Source organism: Kribbella jejuensis, assembly GCF_006715085.1.
GTDB classification, from domain to species: Bacteria; Actinomycetota; Actinomycetes; order Propionibacteriales; family Kribbellaceae; genus Kribbella; species Kribbella jejuensis.
In genome coordinates this window covers 115,110-128,620 of the sequence record NZ_VFMM01000002.1, presented here as the reverse complement: position 1 = coordinate 128,620, position 13,511 = coordinate 115,110, and the positions used below count along the sequence as shown (strand labels likewise).

General features: G+C 68.0%; 15 protein-coding genes. 7 read left to right on the top strand and 8 right to left on the bottom strand.

Annotated features, from left to right (window positions below; genetic code table 11):
* Positions 1-79: 79 nt before the first annotated feature.
* Both FB475_RS20510 and FB475_RS20505 read right to left on the bottom strand, forming a co-directional pair.
* Positions 80-1,444, bottom strand: a complete 1,365-nt coding sequence (locus tag FB475_RS20510) for an ABC transporter substrate-binding protein (protein ID WP_141858195.1) — start codon at positions 1,442-1,444, stop codon at positions 80-82.
* 174 nt (positions 1,445-1,618) lie between these two features.
* A complete protein-coding gene (locus tag FB475_RS20505; RefSeq protein ID WP_141858194.1) occupies positions 1,619-2,611 on the bottom strand; it encodes a LacI family DNA-binding transcriptional regulator in 993 nt (330 codons plus the stop codon).
* Between the two features lie 60 nt (positions 2,612-2,671).
* Between FB475_RS20505 and FB475_RS20500 the strand changes: the two genes are divergently transcribed.
* From FB475_RS20500 to FB475_RS20485, 4 genes are read left to right on the top strand one after another with little or no spacing between them, the layout of a single operon-like run.
* Positions 2,672-3,946 (top strand): DUF4032 domain-containing protein, encoded by a 1,275-nt coding sequence (locus tag FB475_RS20500; RefSeq protein WP_238332306.1) that lies wholly within the window; start codon positions 2,672-2,674, stop codon positions 3,944-3,946.
* Between the two features lie 39 nt (positions 3,947-3,985).
* A complete protein-coding gene (locus FB475_RS20495; protein WP_141858192.1) occupies positions 3,986-4,945 on the top strand; it encodes a hypothetical protein in 960 nt (319 codons plus the stop codon).
* 24 nt (positions 4,946-4,969) lie between these two features.
* Positions 4,970-6,115 carry a galactonate dehydratase gene (dgoD, locus tag FB475_RS20490; protein WP_141858191.1) on the top strand — a complete coding sequence of 382 codons (1,146 nt, stop codon included), beginning with the start codon at positions 4,970-4,972 and terminating at the stop codon, positions 6,113-6,115.
* Positions 6,109-7,335 (top strand): glycoside hydrolase family 27 protein, encoded by a 1,227-nt coding sequence (locus tag FB475_RS20485; protein WP_202878453.1) that lies wholly within the window; start codon positions 6,109-6,111, stop codon positions 7,333-7,335. Before dgoD ends, FB475_RS20485 begins: the two co-directional genes overlap by 7 nt.
* Before the next feature lie 40 nt (positions 7,336-7,375).
* Here the strand turns inward: FB475_RS20485 and FB475_RS20480 are convergent, their stop codons facing one another.
* The 4 genes from FB475_RS20480 to FB475_RS20465 all read right to left on the bottom strand — a co-directional run bounded on the left by FB475_RS20480 (position 7,376) and on the right by FB475_RS20465 (position 10,106).
* Positions 7,376-7,642, bottom strand: a complete 267-nt coding sequence (locus FB475_RS20480; RefSeq protein ID WP_141858190.1) for a hypothetical protein — start codon at positions 7,640-7,642, stop codon at positions 7,376-7,378.
* 96 nt (positions 7,643-7,738) lie between these two features.
* Positions 7,739-8,191, bottom strand: coding sequence for an NUDIX domain-containing protein (locus FB475_RS20475; protein ID WP_141858189.1), 453 nt, complete (start codon positions 8,189-8,191; stop codon positions 7,739-7,741).
* Positions 8,191-8,958, bottom strand: coding sequence for an SDR family NAD(P)-dependent oxidoreductase (locus tag FB475_RS20470; protein ID WP_141858188.1), 768 nt, complete (start codon positions 8,956-8,958; stop codon positions 8,191-8,193). Before FB475_RS20470 ends, FB475_RS20475 begins: the two co-directional genes overlap by 1 nt.
* Entirely contained in the window at positions 8,958-10,106 is a 1,149-nt protein-coding gene (locus FB475_RS20465) for an acyl-CoA dehydrogenase family protein (RefSeq protein ID WP_141858187.1), read from the bottom strand. Before FB475_RS20465 ends, FB475_RS20470 begins: the two co-directional genes overlap by 1 nt.
* Positions 10,107-10,192: 86 nt before the next feature.
* On the opposite strand from FB475_RS20465, the gene FB475_RS20460 reads away from it, so the two are divergent.
* The 3 genes from FB475_RS20460 to FB475_RS20450 all read left to right on the top strand — a co-directional run bounded on the left by FB475_RS20460 (position 10,193) and on the right by FB475_RS20450 (position 12,757).
* Complete coding sequence (locus FB475_RS20460) at positions 10,193-10,777, top strand: TetR/AcrR family transcriptional regulator (protein ID WP_141858186.1); 585 nt, start codon at positions 10,193-10,195, stop codon at positions 10,775-10,777.
* Positions 10,778-10,860: 83 nt separating this feature from the next.
* Positions 10,861-11,739 (top strand): S1 family peptidase, encoded by an 879-nt coding sequence (locus FB475_RS20455; RefSeq protein WP_202878452.1) that lies wholly within the window; start codon positions 10,861-10,863, stop codon positions 11,737-11,739.
* A gap of 124 nt (positions 11,740-11,863) precedes the next feature.
* Positions 11,864-12,757 carry a S1 family peptidase gene (locus FB475_RS20450; RefSeq protein ID WP_141858184.1) on the top strand — a complete coding sequence of 298 codons (894 nt, stop codon included), beginning with the start codon at positions 11,864-11,866 and terminating at the stop codon, positions 12,755-12,757.
* Between the two features lie 43 nt (positions 12,758-12,800).
* Here the strand turns inward: FB475_RS20450 and FB475_RS20445 are convergent, their stop codons facing one another.
* Entirely contained in the window at positions 12,801-13,205 is a 405-nt protein-coding gene (locus FB475_RS20445) for a type II toxin-antitoxin system VapC family toxin (RefSeq protein ID WP_141858183.1), read from the bottom strand.
* Entirely contained in the window at positions 13,202-13,483 is a 282-nt protein-coding gene (locus FB475_RS20440; protein WP_141858182.1) for a type II toxin-antitoxin system Phd/YefM family antitoxin, read from the bottom strand. The genes FB475_RS20445 and FB475_RS20440 overlap by 4 nt, the downstream gene beginning before the upstream one ends.
* Positions 13,484-13,511: the final 28 nt, after the last annotated feature.

Genomic DNA, 13,511 nt, shown 5'->3' with positions numbered 1-13,511 from the left:
GCGCCGTGATCGTCTGACGATCGCGGGCCCGTCGCCCCCTGAGCCTGGGGGCGACGGACCTGCTCCTCGGTCACCGTCATTACGTGTTCTTCGCGAGGATCTTGTTGGCCTTGGACTCTGCGTCCGCGAGCAGCTTGTTGATGTCGGCGTCCTTGCGGGTCAGAACCGCGGACATCGCGACGTCGAGGACCGCGTACAGCTCCTGCGCCTTCGGCGGTTCGAGTTTGTTGGTGATGTTGCCCTGGGCAGCGACGTACGGTGCGAAGTTGTCCACCGGCACCGTCGCGTACTGCTTCCGCAGTGCGTTGATCTGGTTGCCCGGGGCACTGTTCCCGTACAGATCCGGGATCGGCAGCCCCACCGGACGGCCCTGCTCCTTCGCGCGCTGGTAGTTGAACTGCCCCTGCCCCGGCGTCAGCTCGTGGAACTCCAGCCACTGCAGCCCCGCCTTGATCTTCTCCGGCGACGCCTTCGGGTTGAACATGTACCCGTCGCCACCGCTCAGCGACGACTGCCCGCCCGACTCCGGTACGGCGGTCACGCCGTAGTCCTCGAACTTGCCCTTGAAGTCGTTGTTCACCGACTGCACGACGTCCGGCGCACCGATCATCATGCCGAGCTTGCCGCCGCCCAGCATGCGCATCAGGTCCGCCCACTGCAGCAGCTGCTTGCTGCCCATGGAGTTGTCGTCCCAGCGCATCTTCTTCAGGTTCTCCAGCACCGCCCGGCCCTGGTCGCTGTTGAACGCCGCGGTCTTGCCGTCGTCGCTCACCATCGACCCGCCGCGCGCGTACAGCTCCGCGGCGAAGTGCCAGCCGCCGGTGTTCCCGGCCGAATACTCGCCGAACCCGACGTACCCCGGTCCGAGCGCGGCGATCTTCTTCGCGGCCGCCCGTACGTCGTCCCATGTCTTCGGCGGGTTGTCCGGGTCGAGACCGGCCTGCGTGAACAGCTTCCGGTTGTAGACCAGGCCCATGTTGTAGTTGTTCCGCGGCAGCCCGTACGTCTTGTCGCCGTCCCTGAACACACCCATCACGTCCGGCCGCAGGTCCTTCACCGCGCCCACGCTGCCGACGTACTGGCTGATGTCGGCGCCCTGCTTCTTCTCGATGATCTTCCGGACGTCGGTGTAGTAGACGTAGAACACGTCCTCCTGCGTCCCGCCGGCCAGCTTGGCCTGGAACGTGTCGGGGTTGATACAGGGGAAGGCGTCCTTGCCCTGGACCGTGATGTTCGGATGCGCCTTCTGGAACGTGGCGACGTCGGCCTCCCAGGCCTCGCGCTCCTTCGGGTTGCTCTTCGGCGGCTCGCAGCCGACCGTGATCGTGACCGGACCGCCGGCCGCGTCCCCCGCCGGCTTCTTGTCGTCCGTACCGCAGGACGCGGCCGCCAGACCGAGTCCCATCACCAGCAGCAGGCTGAGCCCGCGGCGCGCTGTGGTCATTTCCACCCTCTCCCTTTCCCTGGTGCCCGACACCGTAGGGAATTGGACCCATGAACGCAATACTTCGATCTGAGATTGCAAAAACGTGACTGCTCATGGGAGATTGCCTGCTATCGGGCAAACGACAGCAGCCGCTGACCTGGTCGGTCAGCGGCTGCTCGGGGGTGGCCGCAGTTAGATGCGGGCTCGGGCGGTGGAGGCGCGGACGACGAGCTCGGGCTCGAACAGCAGCTCGTCGGCCGGTACGGCGGCGCGCTCGATCAGCGCGACCAGCATGTCGACCGCGGCCCGGCCCATCGCGTCGATCGGCTGCCGCACGGTGGTCAGCGGCGGATCGGTGCAGTTCATCATCGCGGAGTCGTCGTACCCGATCACCGACACCTCGTCGGGCACGCTCAGCCCGGCCCGCCGGACCGCTCGGATCGCGCCGAGCGCAAGGATGTCGCTGGCGCAGACGATGCCGGTGACGCCGCGGTTCACGAGTTTGGTGGCGGCCGCGTGCCCGCCCTCGAGCGAGAACATCGCGTGCTCGACGAGCTCCGGATCCGCCTCCTCGGCGGCCAGGAAGGCGTCCAGCTTCCGCCGCGACGGGATGTGGTCGCGGGGTCCGAGAACCATGCCGATCCGGCGATGCCCGAGCGCCCGGAGGTGCCCGATCGCCATCTCCGCGGCGACATAGTCGTCCGACGAGACCTGCGGGAACCCGAGGTGGTCGACCGCGGCGTTGACCAGTACGGCGGGGAGCTTCCGCTCCTGGATCAGCTCGTAGTGCTGGTGCGGCGCGTCCGCCTGTGCGTAGAACCCGCCGGCGAACACCACGCCCGATACCTGCTGCTGGAGGAGCAGGTCGACGTAGTCGGCCTCGGACACGCCGCCGAGCGTCCGGGTGCAGAGCAAGGAGGTGAAACCTTGCTGGGCGAGCGCGCCGCCGACGACCTCGGCGAACGCCGGGAAGATCGGGTTCTGCAACTCCGGCAGCACCAGGCCGACCAGCCGCGCCCGGTCGCCGCGCAGCTGGGTCGGGCGCTCGTACCCGAGGACGTCGAGCGCGGTGAGCACGGCTTCGCGGGTGGCCTCGGACACGCCGGGCTTCCCGTTCAGCACCCGGCTGACGGTGGCCTCGCTGACGCCGACCTTCTTGGCCACCTCTGCAAGTCGTCGTGTCATGGCGCAAACTCTACGCCAGATCACGCAAGTTCTTGCAAGGACTTGCGTGCGCCGTTCGCGATGCGGAGGGAGTGCCTGCGAGGTCAGCTTGCTGCCAGACTGGTACCCGTGCCTCGATTCGTCGCCACCCGCCCGGACACCGGACTGCTGTCGCTCCCGTGGGACATCCCGCTGGAAGACTGGCCCGAAGACCAGCTGGTCGCGCTGCCGCGCGGTATCTCGCGGCACGTGGTCCGCTTCGTCCGGGTCAACGGCAGCGTGTACGCGATCAAGGAGGTCCTCGAGCACCTCGCGATGCACGAGTACCGCCTGCTCCGCGACCTCGAACGGCTCGAGGCCCCGTCGGTCGAACCGGTCGGCGTGATCACCGACCGCGTCGATCGCGACGGCGAGCCGATCGACTCGATCCTGATCACCCGGCACCTGCAGTTCTCACTGCCGTACCGGGCCCTGTTCTCCAGCACCCTGCGCCCGGACACCGTGAACCGGCTGATCGACGCACTGGTGGCGCTGATCGTCCGGCTGCACCTGCTCGGGTTCTTCTGGGGCGACTGCTCGCTGTCGAACACGCTGTTCCGGCGCGACGCCGGTGCGTTCGCGGCGTACCTCGTGGACGCCGAGACCGGCGAGCTGCACCAGGACATCTCCGACGGGCAGCGCGCGCACGACCTGTACACCGCGGAGATCAACCTGTTCGGCGAACTCCTCGACCTGCAGGAGGGCGGGCTGCTCGACGAGTCGATCGACCCGCAGGAGACCGTCGAGTCGATCCAGAAGCGGTACGAGGCGCTGTGGGCCGAGCTGACCGCGCCGGAGGAGTTCGGCGGGGACGAGATGCACCGGCTGGACTCGCGGATCCGGCGGCTGAACGAGCTCGGCTTCGACGTCGCCGAGATCGACATCATCACCGACTGGGACGGCAGCCAGGTCCGGATCCAGCCGAAGGTCGTGGACGCCGGCCACCACTCGCGGCGGCTGCTCCGGCTCACCGGTCTGGACGTCGAGGAGAACCAGGCGCGCCGGCTGCTCAACGACCTGGACTCGTTCGCGGCCGCGACCGACCAGCAGAACGAGGACGAGGAGATCGTCGCCCACCAGTGGCTGACCGACGTGTTCGAGCCCGTCGTCCGCTCGGTCCCGCGGAACCTGAGCCGCAAGCTCGAGCCCGCGGAGATCTTCCACGAGGTACTCGAACACCGCTGGTTCCTGTCCGAGGAGGCCGGCCACGAGGTCGACACGATGGAAGCGGCCCGCTCGTACGTGAACGACGTGCTCGCCGCAAAACCCGACGAAAAACTCGCCCTGCCGACAGCACCGGTGTCCGAACCCGACTGACAGCTGCAACGTTCCGCCCCTCACCAGCGTGAACTGGGTGTGGAGGAACGATCCCTCACCGAGAGTCTGGCAAAACACGCGGCGGACGCCCCGACGGACAGCGGCCTGCTGGTAATCGTCCACGCCCGCCTGCGCCGCCGCTCCCACCGCACGATCGGCGCCCTCGTCGCGGCCGCGGCTGTCGCCACGGTTCTCATCGCGTCGCAAGGGCTTACTTCTCCGCCGGTCTCCCAAGGGGCGGCTTCCGCCTGGCGCTGGGAGTCGTTCAGAACCGTGCAGGTGCAGGTCCCTTCGAGTTGGACGCGGTACATCTCCGGCCCGGCGCCCTGTACGACGTTCGCGAACACGGCCGTGCCGACGATCGGCCGCGTGAACGGGTGGTCGGCGAGCCGCGAGTACACCTGCACGACGCCGGTGATCCCACTCGCCCATCGCCAGCCGTACCTCTGGTTCAACGACACGCAGGCGCCGGGGATCAAGCAGTACGACGGCGGCTGGACCGAGGAGACCCGCGTGGTCGGCGGCGTGAAGCTCAGCGTGCTCACGAAGGACGACACGCTCCGCCGGAGGATCCTCGACTCCGCGCAGCCGATCACCGGCACCGACCACTACGGCTGCACACCCGAGGAGCCCGCGAAGACGCCGACCACCACACCGACTGTCCAGATCACCTCCGCCTCGGTCTGCGAGTACTGGCAGGGTTCGCTGATCGCCGGCTCGAGCGTCCCGGACGACAAGGTGCTCACGTTGGCGAGCCAGGTATTCATCCCGCCGGGGATCACGGTAGGGCCAGGGTTCGGATGTCAGGACCCGTCTGCGCGTACGTACGTCGTCATCCTCCACGGAGGCGACAAGACGTGGATGCTCACGATCCCTTACTCGGTCTGCACCCACTTGTTGCCACGGTCGCTCGCTCTGCTGCGGCTCGGTCCGCACCAGCAGTTCGAGCCGGCCGCCACGTTCGACCCGGCCAAACCCATCACCCCGCTGGCGCGGTGAACGGTAATCGTTGTAAAAGGGTGTGTGAAGATCGTCGGTTACGAAACGTTTCTCGTGGCGCCGCGGTGGCAGTTCTTGCGGGTTGATACCGATGAAGGGATCAGCGGGTGGGGTGAGCCGATCGTCGAAGGGCGCGCGGAGGCTGTGCAGGGTGCAGTCACGGCCCTGATGGAGTATCTGGTCGGCCAGGATCCGTTGCGGGTCGAGGAGCACTGGCAGGTGATGGCCAAGGGCGGCTTCTACCGTGGCGGGCCCGTGCTCTCGAGCGCACTCGCCGGGATCGACCAGGCGCTGTGGGACATCAAGGGGCGGTTCCACGACGTTCCGGTGCACGAGCTGCTCGGTGGACCGGTGCGCGACAAGGCACGGGTCTACACCTGGGTGCACGGTCGCGACAACGCAGAGCTCGTCGACGAGGCGCAGGCCAAGGTCGCCAGCGGTTTCACCGCGGTGAAGCTCAACCTGTCCGAGGCGCTGCCGCCGATTCCCTCGGCGGCTCAGCTGCGGGCCGCGGTGAGCAGGGTCGAGGTGCTCCGCGAGGCACTCGGCGACGGGATCGACATCGCCCTCGATTTCCACGGCCGGTTCAGTACGGCGGCCACCCGGCAGATCCTGCCGCTGCTCGAGCCGCTGCTGCCGATGTTCGTCGAGGAGCCGGTCACCCCGGAGTACTCCCGCGACCTGCGCCGGATCACCGAGTCGACGAGTATCCCGATCGCGATCGGCGAGCGGCTGTTCTCCCGCTGGGACTTCCGCGACGTGCTGCCCACTGGCATCGGCGTCGCGCAGCCGGACATCTCGCACGCCGGCGGCGTCTCCGAGGTCCGCCGGATCGCCGCGTTGGCCGAGACGTACGACGTGAGCGTCGCCCCGCACTGCCCGCTCGGACCGATCACGCTGGCCGCCAGCCTGCAGATCGACTTCGCGATCCCGAACTTCCTGATCCAGGAGCAGAGCCTCGGCATCGAGTACGGCGGCGGCAACGCGCTGCTCGACTACCTGGTGGATCCGCGAGTGTTCGCGTTCACCGACGGGCACGTGCTGCGGCCGACCGGTCCGGGGCTCGGCATCGAGATCAACGAGGACGTCGTCCGGGCAGCGGCCGCGGAGCCGCACCGCTGGCGATCACCCGTGCTGCGGCACGACGACGGATCGTTCGCCGAATGGTGAACCCACCGATGGGCTGGAACAGCTGGGACTGTTTCGGCACCACCGTCACCGAGGCCGAGGTGCTGGCCAACGCCCGGGTCATGCACGACGAGCTGCTGCCGTTCGGGTGGGACACGGTCGTCGTCGACATCGCCTGGTACGACCCGACCGCGCGCTCGCACGGCTACAACGAGAACGCCCCGGTCGTCCTGGACGACCACGGCCGTCAACTGCCGGCGCCCTTACGGTTCCCTTCCGCCGCAGATGGCGCCGGCTTCGGGCCACTCGCCGCGCAGGTACACGGCCTCGGGCTGAAGTTCGGGCTGCACATCATGCGCGGGATCCCGCGCCGGGCGGTCGAGCTCGATCTGCCCGTGTTCGGCACCGAGTGGACGGCGCGCGACGTCGCCGACCCGGACCACGTCTGCCCGTGGAACCCGGACAACCTCGGGCTGAACCACGACCACCCCGGCGCGCAGGCGTACTACGACGCCCAAGTGGCGCAGTTCGCCGAATGGGGTGTGGATTTCGTCAAGGCCGACGACATGCTCGCGCCGTACCACGGCCGGGAGATCGCGGCGTACGCGCGGGCGATCGAGCGCAGCGGACGCGACATCGTGCTGTCGTTGTCGCCCGGCACGCAACTGTCCACGCATCACCTCGATCACCTGCGCGCGAACGCGCAACTGTGGCGGATCTCGGACGATCTGTGGGACCGCTGGGAGGACGTGCACGCCCAGTTCGCGCGGCTGGCGCGGTGGGCTCCGTTCCAGCAGGACGGCGGTTGGGCGGATGCGGACATGCTGCCGCTCGGTCACATCGGCATCCGCGCCGAGCGCGGCGACGACCGGGATAGCCGGCTCACTCTCGACGAGCAGAAGACGCTGCTCACGCTGTGGGCGATGGCCCGATCGCCGCTGATGATGGGTGGCGACCTGCCGACGAGCTCACCGGAAACCCTTGCGCTGTTGAAGAATCCGGCGTTGGCCGAGCTGCTCAACACCTCGTACGACGGTCGCGAGATCATCCGCGAACCGCTCGACGACGGCGAGCTGATCGTCTGGACGGCGCGTGGAGACAACTGCTCGTACGCGGCGATCTTCTGGACCGGAGCGGCACCGCGCGAGGTGTCGGTGCCGCTGGAATCCCTTGCCGCACACGGTTCTCCACACGACCTGTGGGGTAAGCCGGATGGGGCGCCCGTGCCGGCACACGGGGTGCGCTGGTTGAAGTTCAGCTGATGAGTCCCGGGTCCGAGCAGGACCTGGGACTCGGCACGGCCTACTTGTAGACGACCCACAGCTCGTAGTCGTCACCCGGGAACGCCGAGCCGTTGATGCACTTGTACTTCGTCCACTTGGTGCCGGCCGCACCGGCGGCATGGCAGTCGGACTGCCAGAAGAAGTCGCCGACGTACTCCCAGTTGTCGGCGGCAACAACCGTTGAGGTCACCGGTGCTTCGACTGCCTGAGCAGCGGGGACGGCGAAGCCGCCGGCCGCGATCGCGCCACCGGCCAGGACACCGTAGAAAACCCTGCGAATGTTCATGATCCGTACCTTTCGTGGTTTGGCCGAACACTTCGAGCATGCCGGTCCGACCACGACCCCGCACCGCCTTTCGGGAGCACCCGAAAGGGCCCGCGGCTATTCGATGAGGGCCGAAAGCAACCACTTCGAGAGCGGCGAATCGCCGAGTTCCTGAAGGTTTTTCACCCAGCGGGCTTCGGCGATCTCCGGCGACAGGATCAATCGGTCGTCGGTGGTGAATGCGGTGAGGATGGTGAGGGTATCGTGTTTGCCTTCCACTGTGGTGACCGCAGTGGTCAGCTCGGTGAAGGCTTCTGGGGGTACGGCCAGGCCTAGTTCCTCGCGGACTTCGCGGGCGGCGGCTTGGGCGGGGGTTTCGAGGGCCGGGCGGTAGCCGCCGCCGGGGAGCGACCAGCGGCGGGTGTCGGCATAGGAGTGCCGGACGACCAGGAACCGGCCGTCCGGCAGCCGGAGCAGAGCTTTGACTCCGAAGGTCGTGGGCCTGCGGACCCGCCACCACAGCTGAAGGAACGGCGATCCCGCGCGGAGCAAAATCGCGGCGGGACGCATCAGCGGGGTGGCATGCGGAGGGCGCCGTCCAGGCGGATGACTTCGCCGTTCAGGAGTTGGTTGTCGAGGATGTGGCGGACCAGGGCGGCGTACTCCGACGGCTTGCCGAGCCGCGACGGGTGCGGGACCTGCTGCTCGAGCACGGTCCGCGTCTCCTCCGGGAGACCGGCGAGCATCGGCGTCTCCATCGTTCCCGGTGCGATCGTCATCACCCGGATGCCCTTGTCGGCCAGGTCCCGCGCGGCGGTCAGCGTCAGCGCGACGATGCCGCCCTTGCTGGCCGCGTACGCCGCCTGCCCGACCTGGCCGTCGTACGCCGCGATCGACGCGGTCATCACCACGACCCCGCGGTCGCCGTCCTCGGTCGGCTCGGACGCGATCATCCGCTCGGCGGCGAGCCGTAGTACGTTGAAGGTGCCGATCAGGTTGATCTCGATCACCTGCCGGAACGTTGCCAGCGGCAACGGGCCCTTCCGGCCCACGACCCGGCCGGGCGTCGCGACGCCCGCGCAGTTCACCGCAACGCGCAAGGTGCCGAGCTCAGCAGCGGCGTCCAGGGCAGCCGAGACAGCGGCCTCGTCGGTCACGTCGGCCGGCGCGAACACCACCCGGTCGCCGAGCTCCTCCGCGATCGCCTTGCCCGCCGAGGACGGCAGGTCGACGATCACCACGCCGAGCCCGTCCGCCGCCAACCGCCGCACGGTCGCCTCCCCAAGCCCGGAACCACCACCGGTGACGAGAGCGACATCGGCCGGGCCAAACTTCATCACACGCTCCTGAGCAAGTCGCGGCTGATCACCAGTCGCTGGATCTGGTTCGTACCTTCGAAGATCTGGGTCACCTTGGCCTCGCGCATGTACCGCTCGGCCGGGAACTCCCGGGTGTAACCGTACCCACCGAGCACCTGGACCGCGTCGGTGGTGACCTTCATCGCGGCGTCCGTGCAGACCAGCTTCGCGATCGCGGCCTGCCGGGTGAACGTCCGGCCCAGGTCGCGCCGGCGCGCGGCGTGCAGGTACGTCGCCCGCCCGGACTCGACCGCCGCAGCCATGTCGGCGAGCAGGAACTGCACGCCTTGGAAGTCCGCGATCGACTGCCCGAACTGCTGCCGCTCCTTCGCGTACGACGTCGCGAGGTCGAGGGCCGCCTGCGCCAGGCCGACCGCGCACGCCGCGATCCCGAGCCGCCCGGAGTCGAGCGCGGACAGCGCGATCCGCATCCCGTCACCCTCCGCGCCGATCAGGTTCGCCGCCGGGATCCGGACGCCGTCGTAGTTCACCAGCGTGGTGGTCGACCCGGTGAGGCCCATCTTCCGCTCCGGCGCCCCGAAGCTCAGGCCGTCGACGCCGGCCGGCACGTGGAACGCGGAGATCCCGTGCGTGCGGTCGTCCGACGTACGGGCGAAGGTCGTGAAGAAGTCGGCGTGCGGTCCGTGGCTGATCCAGGCCTTCGTACCGTTCAGGACGTAGGAGTCGCCGTCGCGGACCGCGCGGGTGGTCATCGAGGTGATGTCGGAGCCGGCCTGCGGCTCGGACAGCGCGTACGCGCCGAGCAGCTCGCCGCCGACCATGTCCGGCAGCAGCCGGTCCTTCTGCTCGGCAGTGCCGAAGGTGGCCAGCGCGTACGACGTCATCGTGTGCACGGAGACGCCGACGCCGACCGACATCCACGCGGACGCGATCTCCTCGAGCATCTGCAGGTACACCTCGTACGGCTGCTCGGCGCCGCCGTACTGCTCCGGATAGGGCAGGCCGAGCAGGCCGGCCTTGCCGAGTGTCCGGAACGCGGCCCGCGGGAACGTCTCGGTCTCTTCGGCGTGCGCGGCATGCGGGGCGAGCTCGTGCTCACACAGGTCCCGCACCAGGGCCAGCAGGTCCTCGGATTCGTCAGTCGGCAGCAGCCGGTCGACAGCCATCAGGAACCCCCTCTCAACAGCTGCCCAGATGATACTCCGAACGATACTGCAGCACCTAACGCAGTATCGTTCTATGCTGTCTCGATATGACAACAGTCGTTCCGGGGCGACGTACCCGCCGGCAGTCCGAGCTGCTCGACCGGCTGCTGTCCCTGTTCCTCGAGCAGGGGTTCAGCCGGTTCACCCTGGACGACCTCGCCGCCGAGCTGCGCTGCAGCAAGACGACGCTCTACGCGCTGGCGCCGAGTAAGGAGCAGCTCGCCGTCGAGGTGGTCAAGCACTACTTCAAGAATGCCACCGCCCAGGTGGAGTCGGCAGTCGTTCGGCAGACCCGGCACGACCGGCGGATCGCGGCGTACCTCGGCGCGGTCGCGGACGCGCTCCGGCCGGCCAGCCGGACGTTCCTCGACGACGTCGCGACGTTCGCGCCGGCCCGCTCGGTGTACGAGCGGAACACCCGGATCGCCGCGGAACGGGTCCGGCAGCTGATCGAGGACGGCATCAACCACAAGACGTTCCGGCAGGTCGACATCGCGTTCGCGGCCGAGATGATCGCGCACACGATGCAGGCGATCCAGCGCGGCGACATCGCCCGCCGTACCGGGCTGAGCGACGCCGAGGCCTACCGCGAACTCGCGTCGTTCGTCCTGCACTCCCTGCGGCTCGACTGAACCGGGGCGCCCTTTAGGGTTGCTCCGTCCTCTTGCTGCAGATTCGTGCATCAGAGCCGTACGCCCCCGGAAGGCTGATGACCATGAAATACCTCCGACGATCCGCTGCCGTGGTGACGGCCGCCGCGCTCGCGCTCGGTGCCGCCGCGCCGGCCGGGGCGGATCCGGTGAAGCCGCCGCGGCTGTCGGCGAAGGCGATCACCGAAACGCTGAACGACCAGATTCACACTCCGGGTACGGCGTGGATGACGAAGCCGGACGGCACCGTCGTCGTCTCGTACGACCCGACAGTCACCGGCACGAAGCTCACCAAGCTGACCGGCCTGACCAAGCAGCTCGGCAGCAACGTCACGATGGAGAAGCTGCCCGGCAAGCTGCAGAAGTACATCAGCGGCGGGATGGCGACGTACGGCGGCGAGTACAAGTGCTCCGTCGGCTTCAACGTGCAGCGCCGCGGGAAGTACTACTTCCTTACCGCGGGTCACTGCGGGGTCGCCGCGGCCCGCTGGTACCAGGACCAGAATCACGCCGTCTACACCGGCGCGGTCTGGAACGCGACGTACCCGTACCGCGACTATGCCCTCGTCGTGTACCGGACCGACATCAAGACCAAGCCGCCTGGCGGCAGCGTGTACCTGTACAACAAGCGCTCGCAGGACATCACCCGTGCGATGAACCCGGGGATCGGGCAGCTGGTGTACCGCTCGGGCGCGACCAGTGGTCTGCACAGCGGCCGGGTGACCGGGCTGAACGCGACGGTGAACTACGGCGACGGGCGCGTGGTCGGCCTGATCCGGACGAACGTGTGCGCCGAGCCGGGCGACTCGGGCGGTCCGCTGTTCTACCGGCAGTACGCGTTCGGTCTGACGTCCGGTGGTTCCGGCGACTGCACGTCGGGTGGCGTGACGTACTTCCAGCCGGTCGTGGCGGCGCTGAACGCGTACGGGGTGTCGATCTACTGAGTGAGGGTTTCCCCTACGCTCCGAGATTGACTGAATACTCACGGAGATTGTGGGTAGGACAGGCTCACGGTGAAGTCAAGGACGCCCCGCCCCGAAGGCGTCTTCATCGTGAGGAGGCTGAACCATGAACCTGTCCCCAATCCGCCGTACCATCGCACTCCTGGCCGCGGCCGGGCTTGCCGCCGCCGGACTTCTGGCGACCCAGGCCTCGGCCGCACCGGTCAACCCGTCCACCCTGTCCAAATTGTCGACAGCTGCGATCACGTCCACGCTGAGTGAGAACGCGACGATTCCGGGAACGGCGTGGGAGACCGATCCGAACGGCCGGATCATCGTGTCGTACGACAGCACCGTAACCGGCGCGAAGCTCGCGCAGCTGACGCGTGTGACCAAGCAGTTCGGCGACCGGATCAAGCTCGAGAAGATGTCCGGCAAGCTGACGAAGTACATCGCCGGCGGCGACGCCATCTACGGCGGGCAGTACCGCTGCTCGCTCGGCTTCAACGTGCGCAGCGGCAGCACGTACTACTTCCTGACCGCAGGGCACTGCGGGAACATCGCGTCCAGCTGGTACGCGAACTCCAGCAAGACCACGCTGCTCGGGACGACCTACGGGTCGAGCTTCCCGGGCAACGACTACGCGATCGTGCAGTACAGCTCGTCGTACACGAACCACCCCGGGACCGTGGACCTGTACAACGGTTCCTCGCAGGACATCACGTCCGCCGGCAACGCGTCGGTCGGCCAGGCGGTCAAGCGCAGCGGTAGCACCACCGGCGTCCACAGCGGCACCGTCACGGCGGTCAACGCGACCGTCAACTACGCCGAAGGCACCGTCACCGGCCTGATCAAGACCAACGTCTGCGCCGAAGGCGGCGACTCCGGCGGAGCCCTCTTCGCCGGCACCGTAGCCCTCGGCCTGACCTCAGGCGGCTCCGGCAACTGCTCCTCCGGCGGCACCACCTACTTCCAACCCGTAACCGAAGCCCTCTCCCGCTACGGCGTCAGCGTCTACTGATCCAGACAGCTGCGGGCCTGGATCTCCGGGCCCGCAGTTGCTGTCAGGTGGGTGACAGGACCGGGAATCCGAGTTCCTCGGCTGCCGCGCCCAGTTCCTTGTCATAGGTGACGAATTCGGTCAGCTCGGGCCGGAATGGCTCCGCGCTCGCCAGGTGGATTGCATCAAGGGAGCCGAGCTTCGCCGTCCGATAAGCCATCGCGCGCCCGAGGACCGTCGAGGTCAGATCGGCCAGATACACGCCGCGGACCGCCTGTGCGGCGAAGTACGGCACCTGCTGATGGTCGACGCCGGCACGGAGAAGGGTCCGGGTGATCTCCAGGCTCGCCAGTTCGCTGGTGACCAGTTCCGTGTCCTCCGACAACTCTGTACGCCACGCACGCAGCGCAGCCGACTCGGCCTCGGGTTTGATGAACTTGAGCAGCGCACAGGAGTCCAGGTAGATCACCTGCGCCGCTCCTTGTCGCGATCCTCGATCAGCAGGTCGGACAGGCTGTCGACCCCGGGCGCCAGCTCAAGCATCAGGTCCGGCATCCCGAGCTCAGCGGGGGGACTCACTTCACCCGAGTCCAGCAGGTGCTGCAGGACACCGGGCCGCGCATCTTCGGGCACCAGTCGAAGGACCGGACGACCCCGGTCGGTGACGACGATCGTCTCGCCGGCCCGCACCCGAGCCACCGCCTTCGACGGGTTCTGATTGAGCTCCCGCAGCCCGATTGTTCTCATAGCTCCAATGTAACTACATCTTGTAGCT